This is a genomic window from Mesonia phycicola (genome assembly GCF_900141885.1).
GTDB classification, from domain to species: Bacteria; Bacteroidota; Bacteroidia; order Flavobacteriales; family Flavobacteriaceae; genus Mesonia; species Mesonia phycicola.
Genome location: NZ_FQYY01000002.1, coordinates 1 through 17,750, shown reverse-complemented (window position 1 = coordinate 17,750; position 17,750 = coordinate 1). Strand labels below are relative to the sequence as shown.

The window sequence follows — 17,750 nt, the reverse complement described above, 5'->3', positions numbered from 1 at the left end:
ATCAATAATTTTTAAGAATAATAATCTATTTTTCTGAAACTAAACATTTTATAAATTTTGACGGGTAATTGTGAATAGTAGCTAGAATAATAATCCTTCTTGGATAAGAATAAATCCTTTAAAGTAAAATTTCAAACAAAATATCTAGCTATTTATTCCAAAATACTACAAAATGAAGCAATAAAAATTACACTTCATCCGATTTATTTGTAATTTAATAGTGAAAACGTGTGATATGATTAACTATATTAGAACGGATTATGCTGAAATATATCTGGAAAATGGCATTCTATTTTTCAATTATTTCAATATTCCAAATTTCGATTTAAAAGCAGCAAAGAAGATCGTAGATGATCGAATTTCTTTGCAAAAAGAAAAGGCTTATCCTATTTTATGTGATATGAGTGCCATCAATTATCCAGATATTGAAGCAAGAAAATATTTAGCTTTTGAGGGTTCTTTGTTGATTAAAGCGGTAGCTTATATCGTTGCTATGGACATTCCTAATCATTTGCTAGATTTTTTTATTGAAGTTAATCCTCCACGTGTTCCTACAAAAATATTCTATCAGCGAGAAAAGGCCATTGAATACCTTCAGCATTATAAATGATAATGAAATGACAGATCACCAACAACAACGGCGAATTAGTTTTTTAAGAAAAATGATTCTGGAATTGGCGAAAGGAAATTTTCAATATCGAATTGAACTTTCGGGAATAAAAGATACCATCGAAGATTTTAGTTTACTAATGAATATGCTGGCTGAAGAACTAGGCTTACTATTGACGGACCAATCTATGAAACGAAGCCAGCCTCCTATCATTCTCATTTATGATCAGTATTTTACTTTAGTTTCTTATTCTATTCCTCCTGCAGATCGTGAAAAATTTAATATCCATATTTTGTTGGAAAATACATTAGATAAAATACTTTTAAAGTCTACTTTAGATAAACTAAAACAATGTATCCTTGAACTTTCGGAAGATATTCATCATACCGAACTTTTACAACTTCGTTTTACAGCAAATTCCGGATTATCTCATTGGAGTTTACAAGGGATGCTTTATCTATTACATCATAAGAAAAAAGATTATTATTTGATTCAGGGATTATTACAATCCACAACCCCTATAACGCTTAACGAGAAAGATTCGATATCGAATTATCCAAAAAATAATGTACTTCAGCTTCAAGCGGACATTCAGAAGATTAGAGATGTACACCAATATATTTTAAATCATCTTCACGAGTCTTTACCCTCCATTATTCAACTATCGAGACAATTTAACTTAAATGAGTATAAGCTGAAAAAAGGATTTAAACAATTATACCAAACGACCATTTTTAAATTTCATCTTCATAAACGTTTGGAACAATCTTTAGTGCTCATTAAAAATACCCCAATGTCTTTAAAAACAATTGCTTCCTCTTTAGCATTTAAGAGCTTTCCCCATTTTTCCAGAGCGTTTAAATTGAAGTATGGTATTTCTCCTAATAAATTTAGAAAAGGTAGAAGTAGGTAAACTACTTTAAAGCATTAAAATATAATCCTCTAAGAGCAATTCTTTCTACCTTAAAAATAATTTAATTGTTTCAATTTTATCTCAGTCAAGAAAACATAGGTTATGACAAGGGATAAGATTATTTACATAAGTATCAATTATATACTTCTTATAGTATTCGCATTTGCAGGGATTACCAAACTATTAGAACAAGAAAAGTTTTATACCAATTTAGTTAATTCTCCAATTCTAGAATTACCGAGTTTGGTCATCCATATTATAGCTTGGTTAATACCTACACTAGAGGTGTTTGTAGTTATCGGTTTAATTTGGAAAAGGTTTCAAGTACAAGCAATTTACCTAATTGTGGTTTTACTAATTACCTATATTATTTATACCCTAGCAATACTATTGGTAGCTCCTTACTCCCCCTGTTCTTGTGGTGGAGTAATCGCATTAATTGATTGGACTCAACACTTATACCTTCAAATTGGTTTGTTGAGCTTAACATTTGTGGAGATGTATTATCATTTCAAAATATCAAAGAACTAATTTTTGTTGCGCAGCAAAGTCAGGAAAAAGCTGAAAACCTGTATAAAAGAGTAAGCATATTTTTTAACCATTAAAATTTTTAAATTATGAAAATTAAAATGTTATTGCCCGTATTGGCATTGATTTTTGCCACCGGGATGTCATTTACTACGGTAAGTGCAAGTCAAAACGCTATTTCCGGTTTTGTTGAAAGAACACCGGGGAATTGGCAAGCCGTTAATGTAGATTGTCAAGGTAATCAAGAATGCCTTGTACAGTTTGCAGGAGAACCTCAAACACATCAGGTGTATGCTACGATGGATAAATCTCAACCTTTAAATGGATCAGGAGAAGTTATTATTCTTAATCCTTAATGGTCATAAATCCATCTCAATAATTGAAAGTGGGAATTGTAGATTCCCACTTTCTCATTTTAGACCTAAAATTGTGTCAGGTCATCCTTGGCTAAAACATCAATAATTATTTAGTCGGTTTTCATCTTTTTTAGGATTCATTTTAAACACTCTAGGAGTTCCATTCAAATAGGTTTGACTTATTTCTTTAATATCATTTGGAGATAGTGATTTTATAAAAGCTATAAGCTCATCTTGTGTATACCAAGTATTATTTTCTCGCAAGTGAGTGGCAATTTTCTGTAAACGATTATAATTATTCTCTCTTTGTAGGGATAAGAACTCTTGTTTTGTAGTCTCAAACATATCCTCACTAAATAAATCTCTCTGAATAATCTTTATACTACTTTCGATCTCTTTGGATAATCTTTCTTGATCTTCAGGTTGACAGCTATAAATGATGACTAATTCGTGAAAAAAATTGCTAGCATCATGGTTATATATTGTATGAATGGAATAAGGACCACCTTGTTCTGATTCTAAGCGAAGTCTTCTCATTAAGCTTACATCCATCAAGTTAGCTAAAAATTCTAATTTTATTTTTTCTTTCCAATCATCGGTTTCTGAAGTAATTTTTGTTCGATAATATACATTTACCAATGTATTGTTCATTTTATCTGGAGACCCCCATACTTCCGATTGTAAGTCATTATCAAAAAAATCTTTCTTATGTAAATTCTTGTTACAAATCAGATCTTGGATATTCGGGAGGTTTCCTAAGTATTTATTGCTAAGCTCTAATACTTTCTGCTGATCAAAATCACCAGAAAATATAAAGGTAAACTCTGAGGCTTTCCCAAATAAACTCTGATAAACCGCATAAGCCCGGTCAAAATCAGTTTTTGATACTCCTTGCATTCTAAAGCTTCCTGTAGGTAAGAAATTTTTGTGGCCTAAGGCTAATTCAATCTGGGTTCTAAAATCTTTTTGATTGACATCCTCTAAATTTTCTGAAGGATTAGCTCTCTCCCAACGTTTAAATGCAGCGTCATTTTTGTTAGGATCGGTAAAATATAGATAAACTAATTGTAAAGCTGTTTCTAAGGTCTTCATTGTTGCCTGACCTTGAATTCCAGTTTCTTGGTTATGAATATATGGCATCGCATACAGGTAAGGGTCTTTTGATTTTAAGTACCTATTTAATGATGCTCGATCAATATTACTTACCCCTGCATCGTAAACTATTTGCGGTGCATTTATTGCTGAAAAATAATCTTCTTCTAAGAAACAAAAAGCTCCTTTTTGTCTAATCCCAAGAAATCTTATCTCTCCTTTCGGTATAGACATATAATCATCTTTGGCTAATGGCTTCAATACTAATTGGAGTCCGTTAGCGAGCTTATATTTTTTAGCATTAGTTATATTCACCGGAAGGCTTGTAAAGCGATGTGCTTTCAGGTTTTCTACTACTTTCGAATCTATAAGAGAGCTCGGAATACCCGGAATTTTAAAATTAGCAACTTCTTGTCGTAAGCCATCATTAATCCAAGACCGAATAGTATCTTCTTCCAAATCTAATGTGGGATGTGCTTTAGGAGCTATTAGACCTATATGGGACGGCATCGCATTATAATTTTCTCTTAGATAATCATTGATATCCTTAGCCCTTAATTGATCAAGGTAATTCTTTAGGAATTCCTTTTTACGGGCTGGTAAGGCTTCTTGGTTTAAAAAATGTTTTCTAATTTCTGAATTCCAATAACTTTTTGAATCTTGCTGTTCAAAAAATGGTAAGATTCTATTTTTAATCTTGATCAATTCTTCCTTCAATACACCATATTTTCTGAATTGTTGCAAGGCATTCATTGTTCCACGTATTGCTTCCTGAGAACTACCTTCTTGAGTTTTAACCTGAACATTTAAAAAAGAAGAACCATCAGAGAAAGCCGCAATCGCCTCGAAAGGCCAATTTTCTGTTTCTTTTAGAAGTTTCAATCTTTCGTGTAAAACTTTTGAAATTATTTCTTCTTTCAATCGGTTTTCTAATCCTGTCACAGAGTTATTATTTTTTAAGGATTTGGATTGAAAGTAAAGTTCATAATACAAATCAATTTCATACTGATCTTTATAGTTTCTTTCTCTTTCTTGTTGATAAAAATGACCTTTATCTTGCTTAGTAGTTCCTATACAACTTTTTCTAATCCTCGGATTGACAGGATTAGGAATTTCAGCGAACCATTCATTAAGTTCATTTTCTAAAGAATTTATATCCTGGATGCCACCTGTAATCATCACTCCCATTAAATCTGGACGGTACCAATCCTTATAAAAACGAATGAGTTTATCTTTTGTAAAGTGCTCTATATAGTTTTGATAATCTACCGGAGCCATCGCTCCGCACCCAATCACTTCAGATTCTAATAGAAATTTCTTTACCGCTATAGAACTTGCCCCTCCTCTTACTTCACTTTCATCCATAAAGGGACTGCGTTCAGATTCTACATAGGCATCTTTAAATTCTAAACCTTGCATAATATCATCTAAAAGTTGAAAAGCAAATTTCTTTGCGTTATCTGTGTTTGGGATTCTAACGACGTATTCGGTATATTCACGAGCGGTATATGCTGTAATTGCTCCTCTTCCTATATTTAAATCGTTAGCCAATTTGGATCCATACAATAAACGTGTAGATACATTTTTACCCGCTTTTAGCGCAATATGCTCCATAAAGTGAGATAGTGTGTATTGATCTTCATCTTCCTGATTAAATCCTGCTTTGACCAGAAATCTTATTTCTAGATTTTGCTTAGCATTTGACGTGGGCTTGATATAATACTGAAATCCGTTGTTCAACTTTCCGTAGGTAATAGAAGGATCTAGAACTAAAGAATCTTTAGGGTATGATTTATCGAAAGCATTGCTATAAAAGTTGATACTTAAAAGCAATACATACGTGATGAAATACTTCATATATTAAGTTTTTAGTATCCTGGATTTTGTTCCAGATTTGGATTTTTCATAAGTTCTTCTTCGGCAATGGGGTATAAAATATCTGTGGATTCCCATAAACTCTTTATAGGGACAAGTACTTCATTTGCCTGATCGGTTCTTTTTAAATCCATCCAACGATGCCCCCATTCGGTAAAAAGTTCTCTTCTACGTTCTACAGCAATAGAATCTAGAATAGCCGGTACGGGTAAATTGGGATTCGTATTCATTATAGAAGGAATTTGAGCACGTTCTCTGATTACATCTAGATCGGTTAAAGCACCCGACGAATTACCTTGATTGGCTCTAGCCTCTGCACGAATCAAATACTGTTCTGCCAGTCTTAATACCATCGTGTATTCTGTGATTTCTCCGGTAGTAGCATACTTCACTTTATACTTAAAAGGATAAAAATAAGTTCCGGTATCGTCATTAAAACTTGCTATCCACTGTTGCAATCGGTTATCTTGATTTGTATAAATCTCTAGAAAATCTGATGAAAGCCCTACCGGATTTAGACTATTTGGCGGGCCATCGAGTATAAAAAAATTGCCCTCTCTCGTATGTAATGCTCCCGTACCTGTGCTTTCAGGAGAGATCTGCCAAATAGCTTCTGAACTATTTATTAAAAAGACATCATCGAGATTAGCTTCTAATGTAACAGCTGAATTTGAAATCACATCAGTACTCACTATTTCTGCGGCTTGATAATTTTCTAAGTATAAATAAACCCTGGCAAGAAATGCGTTGACGGTGAGGCTAGTTGCTCTAAGTTTATTCTGAGGCATTGAAGCTAAAAGTTCTTTGGCTTCTTCAAGATCGTTCACTATTTGGTTATATAGTACTTGTACCTCTTCTGATGATAGCGTAGAATTTTGTCGATAGTCTGTAGTTAACACCAACGGAACTTCCCCATAAAGATTGACCAAATAAAAGTAAACAAACGAACGTAAGAATAAGGCTTCTCCGCGCATTCTATCTATTTCTTGCTGATTTATGGAGCTAGCATTTGCCAAGCCTTCCAACACGGAATTTGTTTGATAAATGAGATTATAAGCACTACTCCAAACCTCATAGTTATTTGGATTTTGAACTGTAAGCTCATTTTCTTCAAACTCTCTTAAGTTCTGGCTGGTCACTGTCGTGATCAAATTATCGGCTGATAATCCCGTTAATACTGATACTGAATTAGGACCACCAGCAGCAAAATAAGCAGTTGAAAGTTCGTTATATAAACCTTGTACAGCGCTTTCTGCACTCTCTTGATCGTTAAATACAGTAGAGCTAATAATACGATTATCGGGTACATCTACTTCCAAGAACTCTTCACAGCTAAGCATTATGGAGCTTGCTATGATCATACTAATAAATTTTATTTTGGTTATGTATTTCATAATTATAAGTTTAAAATTTAACTTCCAATCCAAAGGTAAAACTGCGTAAAGGCGGTAAGGCGAGACCTCCTTCAGGATCAAGCCCTAAGTAATTAGTGAAGGTCAATAGGTTCTGCCCGTGAGCAAACAGGCGAACACCTTGCAAACCAGTTTTCTCTATCGCTTTTGGAGAAAGGTTATAGGATAAGGATAGGGTCTTTAATCTTAAAAATGAAGCATCATCTACTGCGCGATCACTTCTAATCGCATTATAATGTGCCATAAATGCTGGAATGTTTTGAGAATATTGCTGAAAAGAAGAATTATCTCCCGGACCTTGCCACGCATCAAGCACTTCTACAGGTTGATTCACATTGAAACCCGGCGTACCCGACTGCGCGAAGTAAGTATAGTTATCCTGTTGCACGTACTGCCAAAGAAAACTAAGGGCAACACCTTTATAAGTAAACGTATTATTGATACCCGCATAATATTTTCTACCTAAATTTTTAATCACTATTCGATCATCATAATTATAGCTACCATCTTCATTGACATCTCTAATTTGATAAAAACCAGTTTCCGGATCTATTCCTTCATATTGAAATAAGATGGCAATGTCGAGCGGTTCTCCTACCCGATAAATATTTTGGTAGGCCGTTTCTTCTATTCCGTCAAATTCGATAAGCTTATTTTGTGGAATTGTTAGGTTGATATTACTTTGCCACTGAAAGTTTTTAGTTTTTATATTGGTGGTTGATAAGCTAAATTCCCAACCTGTATTCTCCACAACTGCCGGTAAATTAGCCTGTACGGTTGCAAACCCTGTAGTGGCAGGTAACGGATAACCTACTAATTGATTAGAAGATCGATTTCGATACCAACTTACTCCTACCTGTAAACGATTTTCTAATAAGCCTACTTCTACTGCTGTTTCCAGCTTTTTATTGACCTCCCAAGAGTAATCAGGATTTACGAGCTGTGTTGCGTATAGCCCTCCCGGACCTGTTGTAGGCTGATACGTATCTAAATAGCCATAATCCGGAATTTGATCACTCCCTGTAGTACCGTAACTTGCACGTAGCTTACCGAAATTGAGCCACTCCACCTTCTCTTTAAAAAATGTTTCTTCAGAAAATAGCCAAGCCCCACCAATCGCTCCAAAATTTGCGAATCGCTTATCACGACCAAACCGGGAAGAACCATCACGGCGACCTGTAAAATTCAAAAAGTATTTCTCTTTCCAGTTGACGCCTAACCTTCCGAAGGCAGCCATATACCGATAATCAATATTTTCATTTACATTTACCCTTACCTGATCTGCGGCGGCAAGGTTACCAATTAAACTTTCGTGACTATAGCCCTGTCCTACACTAATTAATGTACTACTACGGGTATTTTGAAAACTAAGCCCTGCTAAAGCCTCTAAATTGAAATTACCTCGTTGCGTTTCATATACCAATTGTGGTTCGATGATCCAAGAAGATCGATTTACCGTAGAATGGGTGGAAGATGCCTGTACATTTGCCCAATATTGAGGGTCGTACGTACGAATAGGATTTTTAATTAATTCTTCACTATTTAAGCTCGCATAGCCTAAGTTTGTTTTTAAGTCTAAACCTTCTACTAATCGGTAACTCAAATTCATATTTGACATTAAATTATTTGAGTTGACTTGCTGAGTTTTATAATGGTTAGCCAAGGGGTTACTCCACGTACTTTCTTCCCAATTTAAATTGCCATCGCTATCGTATAATTCTGGTGCATTAGGCGGTAATGTTAGGGCTAAGCCTACAAAACTATCATTAAATAAATCATTCTGATCGACCCCATAATTGGTGGAGAAATTAAGCTTTAACTTGTTATCCTTAGATCGATGAGTAAGATTGATATTAGCCGTGGCTTTTTGATAGCCAAAATCTCCCGGAAACACCGAACCTTCTTTATGATAACCACCCCCCAATATAAATGAGGTATAAGCATCTCCCGCTGAAAGCGCAAGGTTCATATTGGTAACTTCTGCAGTATTGCCAAATAAAACCTCCTGCCAGTCGGTATAGCGATTTTGATCCCAACGCGTTACATCGGGATCGCCTGCTAAGGTGGGCTCTTCGCCATCATTTGCGAAAGCCTGTTGACGCATTTGTAAATATTGAGAAGTATTTAGTAATTCCATCTTATGAGAAGCTTGGGAAAACCCAGCATAAAGCCGAGCATTCACTTGTAATTTTCCCTGTTGCCCTTTTGGCTTTTTGGTCGTTATCAATACCACGCCATTAGCCCCTCTCGAACCATAGATGGCCGTAGCATCGGCATCTTTAAGCACTTCGATACTTTCTATATTCGCCAAATTGAGCACATTCAAAGGATCGAGTCCCGGCACATTTGTTAGTAAGCCACTCGTACGAACCGGACTAGAATTTATAGGTACGCCATCGACTATAAAAAGCGGCTGATTTCCGTTATTCCCAGGACTGTTACGTAAGCTGTTTTGCCCCCGTATTTGAATACTGGCCGCCAGCCCTGTGACACCACTTTGTTGTACCACCTCTACTCCCGGCATTCTACCTTGTAGTGCTTGTAAAGGATTTACTACCGGTTGCAGCTCGATCTCTTCGGCAGAGACTTTTTCGATGCTTCCCGTGCGTTCCCGATCGGTGGTGGTATAATATCCGGCATTGATCACCAGATCGCCTAAAGAATTTTCTTCTTCTTGTAACGTAATATTTATTTGGGATTGATTGGCGACCGCAATCGTTTGCGTTTGATAGCCTAGATAAGCAAACACCAAGCTGTCTTGTGCTTGTACGTTAAGCTCATATTCTCCATCAAAATTAGTGGTCGTACCACCAGGTTTATTTTTAAAGGTAATATTTACCCCGGGGATGGGCATATTATCGGTATTGGTTACGGTACCCGATATTTGCTGTTGCCCCGTGCATGGAATAGCCCAGCTGCTCAGAACTAAGAAAATACTTAGTCTAAGGCAGGATCTGAATAAAAATTTCATATTTTTGAAATGTTATTAGTTAAATATTTGAGTTTAGTTAATACACGCCTTCTCTGTCTCGCCAAAGTATAGAGAGGGCTTTTTTATGGATTTAATTTTACCTCATAAGCTTTTGTTTTAAACGGTTTACCCGACCTGGGCGTAGGTACTTTTCTTGCTATTACACATACCTATAATTATCACTACGATTGATTAAATTGTAGCAACCTTGTAAATTTGGTTTGATTGATTTCTGGTTAGAAAAACCGTGCACATTCCATGGGTTTATCTATGGAGTATCTAGGAAGCTTCCCAGACTTTCTCTTACATATAAAGTTTTACTATTGGTCTTTAAAAGATGATTACTGTAACAATAAACACAGGTCTTGTAATTCAGCTCTATTAAGTAGTAACTTATTTAGCTTTACTAACTCCCTTATGGCCTGTTCTTATTAAAAAGAAAAAGGCGCAGGTCTCAGTTTATTGAACAGCGGCACTGGTATGCCATGAACACAATAAGTGAAAAACCCACGCCTAGGTCGTGAGCTTAATTACTTATCCTCTCGTGTTCTAAAAATTACCAGTTTTCTGTTCGAGATTCTAAGCAATAGCTTCTAATATTTTTCTATTTGAAGAATTGCTAATTTACATCTATTGATGTTTTTACTACACAAATATAGGAAAATTTTATTCAATTGGGTTATATCCCAATTATATTTTTTGAAAATAAATAGAAATTGTATTATAAATTCAGGATTAATGGATGATTCAGAGCAGTTTTTATTTCAAGTTGGTAAAAAATTAAAAAGTTATAGAGAATTAAATGGTCAAAAGCAGAGTGATATAAGCTTTCATACTGGTTTGGAAACCTCCGAAATAAGTAAGTACGAAAAGGGTAAAATTAATATGACATTAAAAACCCTATATAAGTTTGCAAAAGTTTTAAATGTAAATCCTAAAGAATTATTAGATTTTGATATAAAATCAGATCAGTAAAACTCGCAGATTTTTACTGATCAGTCATAAATTTAGTGAATTTATATTCTGGTAACCAAAACCAAAAAGTTGTGTTATCCGGGTGATTTGTATATATAAACCGTTATATTTGTATGGATATAACACGTTAGCTAAAATACGAAACAAAAATCAGCGAGTTTAAAATAAGTTACTTTCTTTTTGGAGATGATTTATTGTGATTCTGAATATTAAAGTCATCTGACAAAATTATTGAAAGTTTTACTCAAAACTGATACGGATAAAACGTACTGAAAATCTTTGCGGAAAATTTAAAAATTAAAATCAGAACACGGCGGACTTGAAATCACTCAGATGGAAAAACTGAAACGGATAATTTGTTGCGGTAAAAAATTTTCTCAACACTACTCTATTTTTCAAATGTATACGGATAAAAAAAATTATTCAAAATTCGTTTTCAAAATAATGATTTGAATTTAGCGGACTGAAAAGCTCAAAAACGATAAAGCGGAAAAGAAATTTTAAACGGAAAAAAGTACTTTAGCTAACAATATATATTTCCAATTGTGGCTTTGTGTCCTGCGGACACAGACGCTGATGCGTCAAATTCAGTTCTTTTTATTATCTTTAATTCCTAATTCCCACAACTGACAAATATACGGGACCGTTGCCACCAATTTAAAACCAGAGAATAAGAAAAATTACATTGTTACTTTTTTTAATTTTATCTACAATAACTTTTGCTCAAACAGATAAAAATGAAAATCCAGTTTTTAATTCAATGTCTATTGATGAAATTATAATAGATGATAATTTTAAACTTGTTGTAAATTATTACACTTTAGAGAACAATATTGAAAACCCATTAAGTTCAGTTTATATTTCTAAAAAACCATCTGAAAAAGAAATAATTGAATCCGCAACAGAATTAATGTCTTATAATTTTCTGTTATTAAAAGACCAAAAAATGGTTGATTTAATAGCCTTTAATGAAAAACCATTAAGAGCTTTTAATTTAATAAATCTAAAATCAGGAAAAGTAAAAGATTACAAATCAAAGATAAAAGGTGATATTTCAGAAAATAGAGCAAATGAAATTATCGATAATAAATTTGACCATAACTCAAAAATTGAAAATAACATTTTGACTTATAACGGTAAAACGTATTCTATTTATTCTAAACAAGAAGTTATCGATGAAATTTTAAATATCATTAAAAACAATAAGCATTTAAAAGATAAAGTTTCTGATACTCAAATACCAACAAAGGCAGAACTTCAAAATTATATTATCGAACAAACAAAACCCTATAATTCTCTTGACTTTTTCACGGAAATTAAAGGTAAAGAATATGATGGTGTTCAAATAAAACCTGGAGTTTACGCAACTCTTCAAAGTATTGCATTTTACAAATGGGGAAGAGCTAATTATGAGTTAGGTGTAAATACTTATCAAGATGCCTTTAGTATATATGCTAAAATCAAAGGAAAAGAATTAAACATTAAAGAAAAACAATCTATTAAAAGTGGGTTTAATAAGGATTAGGAAAAATAAAAACTGGTGGCAACAACGTATAATTCCAACTAAGGTTTAGTTGTGTCCTGCGGACACAGACGCAAAAGCATCAAAGTTAGCTCTTTTTACTATCTTTACTCCTAACCTTCCCTTAGCTGGGAAATTATACAAAACCGTTGTAAAACATTTGAAAAAAATTCTGAACATATCATTTAAAATTCTTGCATTCCTTTGGATTCTATTTATTGGATTTGGAATTATCGGAACTCAATTTTTCGGAGAAACTTCTGATGATTTAGGATTTAATAAAGATCAAAATCATCTCAAAAAAGAAATAATTAATAATAAGCAAAATCAAAAATTTGCTATACAAAATACTGACTCAATTCCTCAAGGTAAATTTAAATATGAAATTTATTTAGCCGAATTTGGTGGTAGAATGCAAAACGAAACTTGTGATATAGAAATAAAAGGAAACAAAGTCATAATTACTCAAAATAAAACTAATGATTCTGAACGAAAAACTATTTTCAGCGGAATGGTTTTAAAACATAATAGCGGAAAGTGGGTTTTAGCGGATAATTATAGCGCAAGAAATGCAGAAGAAATTGGAGGATGCACCACTATTCCAATAATTGATTTTAAGAAAAAACTAATTGAATGGTGTTAGAAAATATTTTATTTGGTGATTAATTTAAGTTTTACAATAAAAAAAATAAAAAACGTTTTACAACAACGTATAATTCCAACTAAGGTTTAGTTGTGTCCTGCGGACACAGACGCAAAAACGTCAAAGTTGGCTCTTTTTACTATCTTTACTTCTAGCCTTCCCTTAGCTGGAAAATTATACAAAACCGTTGTAGCATATTTAAAATAAAAAAAATGAAAAAAATATTTCTTTTATTAACTATTATTTTTCTTAATAGTTGTAAAAATTCAAAAGAAAATAGTTCGAAATTAGAAGAAGAAAATTCCAAAATTAAAACGAAAGAAACACTCGGTGAACAAAAGAAGGTGTCGATTAATCAAACTCAATTATCCCAACCAACATATTATGATTTTTCAAATGTTTCCTTTAATTCAGATTATCAAAAAAATATAGAACATTTACTCTCCAATGACAGTATTCCTGACAAATTTACAATTCAGATTCCAAAAGGAAATATAAAAAAAACAAAAAGTTACCTTTTAATTAAATCTACAAAAAAAGATACTATTCTTTTTCGGTCTTTTGAAACTTGGGAGTTAATTTATGGGTACTCTTTGGATCAAATTTATTCTGACAAAGAAGTTATTGAACATATTAAAAAAAGAGTTTCGCAAAACTTTGAAGAAAACTCTTTTATCAAAATTACAGAAACTAAATTAGATTTTTTCAATAATTCAGATCCAGACGAATTTGAAAACTATGAAACTTTTATTTATTGTAAAGAAAAAGGATTACCTATTTACCAATTCACCCTTTGGAATGAAAATTCAACTTTTTACGGTTTTTCAGTAAAAGAAAAAAAATTAGTTCCAATTATGTATTGTTGTTAAAATACATGCTACAACACCGTATAACCGCAATTACGGCGGATTCGACTACGTCCGAATCCACTCGGAATTGCTAACGTCAGTTCTTAACCGAAAAACATTATCTTTAATCCCGTAACTGGCGGTTATACGAGACCGTTGCCAAATATGTAAAACAAAAGCAGAAACGGTTAAGAATTTTCTGATATAAAGCACTCAAAATACTCTTAATCGTACTGAAAAACTCAAACGGAAAAAAATAATAGTTTATTTTAATTATTTACAGGTAAAAATACTATTTGGATGATTTAAAATCACTCAAATGGATAAAATATAACGTAAAATTTGTTACGGATAATACTGTCGCGCTTCTACTCTACTCCCTAATCTTAGCGGAAAAAAATAAAAAAAACTCGTTTTTCCATTATGAAATTCTAACTCGGTTGAATAAAATACTCAAACTGGATAAAATGTTCGTTATTAGCAAAACGGAAAAAACACATTAGGCAACAATATATAACTTCAATCGCTGCTATTTGTGTCCTGCGGACACAGACGCAAAACCGTCAAATTAAGTTCTTTTTATTATCTTTAACATTAATTCAACGCAACTGAAAGTTATATTAAACCGTTGGCTGTAATTTAAAACTTAAAAAATGAATGCTCTTCAAAAATATTTAAAATTATATCAAGATAATTTAATAAATGATTTTAGTAGAATAAGAAAAGTAATAAATGATTCATCAGTAAAAGGAGGCAAAAACGAAAAAATAGTTGCTAATTTTATTGAGGGACATTTTGATAATAAAATTACATGCACTAATTCACAAATTATCGATTCTTTTGGATCGACTTCCGATGAAGTAGATGTAGCTGTTTGTAATAAGGATCAACCTTTTATTGCTAATGATGGCGAAATTCTAATATGTGAAGGAATAGATTTTATTATTCAAGTCAAAGCAATTCTAACAAATCAAGAACTAGATAGAATTATTAAAAATTGTAAGAGTGTAAAAAAATTAAAAAGAAAATATCTTAAACAAGATACATTTCAAGGAAATATAGGAGACTTAAATTACCACATAAATCGTATACCATATATTGTATTCGCCTTTGAAAGTAACACTAAAATTAATACAATTCATCAAAACCTAGATTTAAAGCTCAAAAATGTACCTTTAGAATTACAACCTGATGCTATTTTTATTTTAAACAAAGGAAGCTTAATAAATTTCAGAGAAGGTTTAGGTAATTCATTTACTATAAATGAAAAAAAATTAATAGGTTTAGTTGGGTTTATCTTAGATGAAATGACCTTATTAGAATTTGTTAGATATATAAATTGGATTGTCCCTAAAATTGAAAGAAGAACAAAACCTATAACTCATTATTTTAATGAACAAGTCTACCAAAAGGGAGTAATTTCAAAGTATAAAATATAAAAACTACAGCCAACAACGTATAATTCCAACTAAGGTTTGGTTGTGTCCTGCGGACACAGAAGCAAAAGCGTCAAAGTTAGCTCTTTTTACTATCTTTACTCCTAACCTTCCCTTAGCTGGAAAATTATACAAAACCGTTGTAAATCATAGCGCTCACTCAAACGGCGGAAAATTCTGAATTTTAAATACTTCTGATTTCTGAAAAATTAAAACTCTGAATTATTACGCGGAGAAAACCACTCAAACTCTGAATTTGACAAACTTTATGCTGAATTTTACTCTTGCTGAATTCAAACAGTCTGCGGAATTTATAAAACACTGACTTTAATAAGTTTTACGTGGAATATCACTCTTGTGGATTGAAAATTGTTGTGGAAAAATCCTGAATTGATATTTACTCAAAATCAGAAATTCAATCAAACTGATTAATAAATCTGAAAAACTACAATTTACAACACCGTATAAGTTTAATTGCTTCTGATTTTCCTGCGGAAAATCCTCGCATTTTTATTATCTTAGTTTCTTAATCTGAAAATCCTCGCGGATTTCCAGCGCAACTAAGCTTATACAAATACGTTGTAAATCATAGCGCTCACTCATACGGCTGAAAATTCCGAATTTTAAAAACTTCAGATTTCTGAAAATAAAAACTCTGACTAATCTCGCGGATAAAACTACTCAAACTCTGAATTTGACAATCTTTACGCGGAACTTCACTCGGGCGGAATTGAGCTTGGTTGCGGAATTTTAAAACGCTGACTAAACAAAAATTGGGTGGATTCTCACTCTTTCGGATTGAAAATTGTTGCAAAAAAATGCTGAATAAGAACTTACTCAAACACGGAACTTCATTCAAGCTGAATAACAAATCTGATAAAGCTACAATTTACAACACTGTATAAGTTTAATTGCTTCTGATTTTCCTGCGGAAAATCCTCGCATTTTTACTATCTTAGTTTCTTAATCTGAAAATCCTCGCGGATTTCCAGCGCAACTAAGCTTATACAAATACGTTGTGCCCAATTAAAAAAATCCGTTTCATAACATAATTCAGATTAAATGATTGTATCTTTGATAGTATCAAATGATAGTATCACAAATGAAACCACCTTACGAAATAACATCTTCTATTTTAAAATTAATAACTGTTATTTCAGAAAAAATAGGAGAAGTAAATGCTAATTTATTAAACAGACCTTCACCTAAATTGAGAAAACAGAATAGAATCAAAACTATTCATTCTTCTTTAAAAATAGAAGGAAACACACTTACAGAGGAACAAATAACAGCACTTGTTGAAAACAAAAGAGTTATTGGTCCTAAAAAAGATGTTATTGAAGTTTTAAATGCAATCAAAATCTATGAAAATTTAGATGATTACAATCCTTCTAGTGAAAAATCTTTTTTAAAAGCACACCAGAATTTAATGGAAGGTTTAATCGGAAATTCTGGAAAATATAGAAAACAAGGAGTTGGAATTGTAAAAGGATCAAAATTAGAACATTTAGCTCCACCTTTTGAAAATGTAGCTTTCCTAATGAAAGACCTTTTCAAGTATTTGAAAAAGTCTGATGAAATTGAGTTAATTAAAAGTTGTGTTTTTCATTACGAAATGGAATTTATACATCCATTTTTGGATGGAAATGGTAGAATGGGAAGATTATGGCAAACTTTAATTTTAATGGAAAAATATCCAATATTTGAGTTTCTACCCTTTGAAACGTTAATTAGCAACGACCAAGGAAAATATTATAAAGCCTTGGCTGAAAGTGATAAATCAGGAAAATCAACTAAGTTTATTGAATATATGCTTAACGTAATTGACATTTCAATAAGTCAATTATTAGATTTTAATAATCGAACTTTAAATGAAAAAGATAGATTAGAATATTATGTTTCCTTAAATAAAACAAAATTTACAAGAAAAGACTATATGGATATTTTTAAAGACATTTCTTCAGCAACTGCAAGTAGAGATTTAAAAAAAGGAGTTGAATTAAATTTATTTGAAAAAATAGGAGAAAAAAATAAGACAATCTACCGTTTAAAATAACTGGGCACAACAATGTATAATTCCAACTAAGGTTTGGTTGTGTCTTGCGGACACAAACGCAAAAGCGTCAAAGTTAGCTCTTTTTACTATCTTTACTCCTAACCTTCCCTTAGCTGGGAAATTATACAAAACCGTTGTACACAATACGAAAAATGAACTTTCCTGAAATAGGTTGACTAAAATTTAAACCATTAATTATAGTCACTTATGAAAACACAAAATGAACACTGGCGAAAAAAAAGCTACCAAAAAGTAACTTTAGAGACTAAACTTTTAGTCGTTGACCAAATTCTTACAGGACATATTTCTAACAATCAGGCCTCCAAAAAATATGATGTCCCCAGAACAACTATTTCCTATTGGTTAAGAAAATACAGTACCTTAGTGCAACAAAATAATGGTATGAGTAAAAACGACGAAATTAAAAAGTTAAAGGAAAAGATTGAAGAACTGGAGTTTCAAAAAGACTTTCAACAAGACATAATCGCTGATATGGAACTGATTACAGGTGTC

At 32.5% G+C, this 17,750-nt stretch carries 14 protein-coding genes; 11 read left to right on the top strand and 3 right to left on the bottom strand.

Features of this window, described 5'->3' with window-relative positions:
• Window positions 1-235 precede the first annotated feature (235 nt).
• The 4 genes from BUC03_RS02805 (at window position 236) to BUC03_RS02790 (ending at window position 2,407) form a co-directional block, all read left to right on the top strand.
• Entirely contained in the window at window positions 236-610 is a 375-nt protein-coding gene (locus BUC03_RS02805; protein ID WP_073148048.1) for a DUF7793 family protein, read from the top strand.
• Window positions 611-617: 7 nt separating this feature from the next.
• Entirely contained in the window at window positions 618-1,523 is a 906-nt protein-coding gene (locus tag BUC03_RS02800) for a helix-turn-helix transcriptional regulator (protein ID WP_073148047.1), read from the top strand.
• A gap of 102 nt (window positions 1,524-1,625) precedes the next feature.
• The gene (locus BUC03_RS02795; protein ID WP_073148046.1) at window positions 1,626-2,054 is read left to right on the top strand and encodes a MauE/DoxX family redox-associated membrane protein; all 429 of its coding nucleotides are present in this window, start codon (window positions 1,626-1,628) and stop codon (window positions 2,052-2,054) included.
• A gap of 86 nt (window positions 2,055-2,140) precedes the next feature.
• Complete coding sequence (locus tag BUC03_RS02790) at window positions 2,141-2,407, top strand: DUF6520 family protein (RefSeq protein ID WP_073148045.1); 267 nt, start codon at window positions 2,141-2,143, stop codon at window positions 2,405-2,407.
• Between the two features lie 99 nt (window positions 2,408-2,506).
• Here BUC03_RS02790 and BUC03_RS02785 read toward each other — a convergent pair whose 3' ends face one another.
• Genes BUC03_RS02785 through BUC03_RS02775 form a run of 3 tightly spaced genes read right to left on the bottom strand, consistent with a single transcriptional unit; the run spans window position 2,507 to window position 9,757 of the window.
• Entirely contained in the window at window positions 2,507-5,356 is a 2,850-nt protein-coding gene (locus tag BUC03_RS02785; RefSeq protein WP_073148043.1) for a M16 family metallopeptidase, read from the bottom strand.
• Window positions 5,357-5,367: 11 nt separating this feature from the next.
• Window positions 5,368-6,768 carry a RagB/SusD family nutrient uptake outer membrane protein gene (locus tag BUC03_RS02780; RefSeq protein WP_073148744.1) on the bottom strand — a complete coding sequence of 467 codons (1,401 nt, stop codon included), beginning with the start codon at window positions 6,766-6,768 and terminating at the stop codon, window positions 5,368-5,370.
• A gap of 10 nt (window positions 6,769-6,778) precedes the next feature.
• Window positions 6,779-9,757: a SusC/RagA family TonB-linked outer membrane protein gene (locus BUC03_RS02775; protein WP_073148041.1), complete on the bottom strand. Its 2,979-nt coding sequence runs from the start codon at window positions 9,755-9,757 to the stop codon at window positions 6,779-6,781.
• Window positions 9,758-10,495: 738 nt separating this feature from the next.
• Here BUC03_RS02775 and BUC03_RS02770 point away from each other — a divergent pair.
• The 7 genes from BUC03_RS02770 to BUC03_RS02735 all read left to right on the top strand — a co-directional run.
• Window positions 10,496-10,732, top strand: coding sequence for a helix-turn-helix domain-containing protein (locus BUC03_RS02770; protein ID WP_073148742.1), 237 nt, complete (start codon window positions 10,496-10,498; stop codon window positions 10,730-10,732).
• 685 nt (window positions 10,733-11,417) lie between these two features.
• Window positions 11,418-12,257, top strand: a complete 840-nt coding sequence (locus BUC03_RS02765) for a hypothetical protein (protein WP_073148039.1) — start codon at window positions 11,418-11,420, stop codon at window positions 12,255-12,257.
• A gap of 49 nt (window positions 12,258-12,306) precedes the next feature.
• Complete coding sequence (locus tag BUC03_RS02760) at window positions 12,307-12,897, top strand: hypothetical protein (protein WP_073148037.1); 591 nt, start codon at window positions 12,307-12,309, stop codon at window positions 12,895-12,897.
• Between the two features lie 212 nt (window positions 12,898-13,109).
• Window positions 13,110-13,766 (top strand): hypothetical protein, encoded by a 657-nt coding sequence (locus BUC03_RS02755; RefSeq protein WP_073148035.1) that lies wholly within the window; start codon window positions 13,110-13,112, stop codon window positions 13,764-13,766.
• Window positions 13,767-14,398: 632 nt separating this feature from the next.
• Entirely contained in the window at window positions 14,399-15,184 is a 786-nt protein-coding gene (locus BUC03_RS02745) for a DUF6602 domain-containing protein (RefSeq protein ID WP_073148031.1), read from the top strand.
• 1,099 nt (window positions 15,185-16,283) lie between these two features.
• On the top strand, window positions 16,284-17,237 hold the full coding sequence (locus tag BUC03_RS02740) for a Fic family protein (RefSeq protein ID WP_073148029.1): 954 nt from the start codon (window positions 16,284-16,286) through the stop codon (window positions 17,235-17,237).
• 207 nt (window positions 17,238-17,444) lie between these two features.
• Window positions 17,445-17,750 (top strand): helix-turn-helix domain-containing protein (locus BUC03_RS02735; protein ID WP_073148027.1); only part of this gene is annotated, 306 nt, incomplete at its 3' end.

Coding starts and splice junctions, on each gene's coding strand:
- BUC03_RS02805 (WP_073148048.1), top strand. CDS start 236: ATGATTAACTATATTAGAACGGATTATGCTGAAATATATCTGGAAAAT.
- BUC03_RS02800 (WP_073148047.1), top strand. CDS start 618: ATGACAGATCACCAACAACAACGGCGAATTAGTTTTTTAAGAAAAATG.
- BUC03_RS02795 (WP_073148046.1), top strand. CDS start 1,626: ATGACAAGGGATAAGATTATTTACATAAGTATCAATTATATACTTCTT.
- BUC03_RS02790 (WP_073148045.1), top strand. CDS start 2,141: ATGAAAATTAAAATGTTATTGCCCGTATTGGCATTGATTTTTGCCACC.
- BUC03_RS02785 (WP_073148043.1), bottom strand. CDS start 5,356: ATGAAGTATTTCATCACGTATGTATTGCTTTTAAGTATCAACTTTTAT.
- BUC03_RS02780 (WP_073148744.1), bottom strand. CDS start 6,768: ATGAAATACATAACCAAAATAAAATTTATTAGTATGATCATAGCAAGC.
- BUC03_RS02775 (WP_073148041.1), bottom strand. CDS start 9,757: ATGAAATTTTTATTCAGATCCTGCCTTAGACTAAGTATTTTCTTAGTT.
- BUC03_RS02770 (WP_073148742.1), top strand. CDS start 10,496: ATGGATGATTCAGAGCAGTTTTTATTTCAAGTTGGTAAAAAATTAAAA.
- BUC03_RS02755 (WP_073148035.1), top strand. CDS start 13,110: ATGAAAAAAATATTTCTTTTATTAACTATTATTTTTCTTAATAGTTGT.
- BUC03_RS02745 (WP_073148031.1), top strand. CDS start 14,399: ATGAATGCTCTTCAAAAATATTTAAAATTATATCAAGATAATTTAATA.
- BUC03_RS02740 (WP_073148029.1), top strand. CDS start 16,284: ATGAAACCACCTTACGAAATAACATCTTCTATTTTAAAATTAATAACT.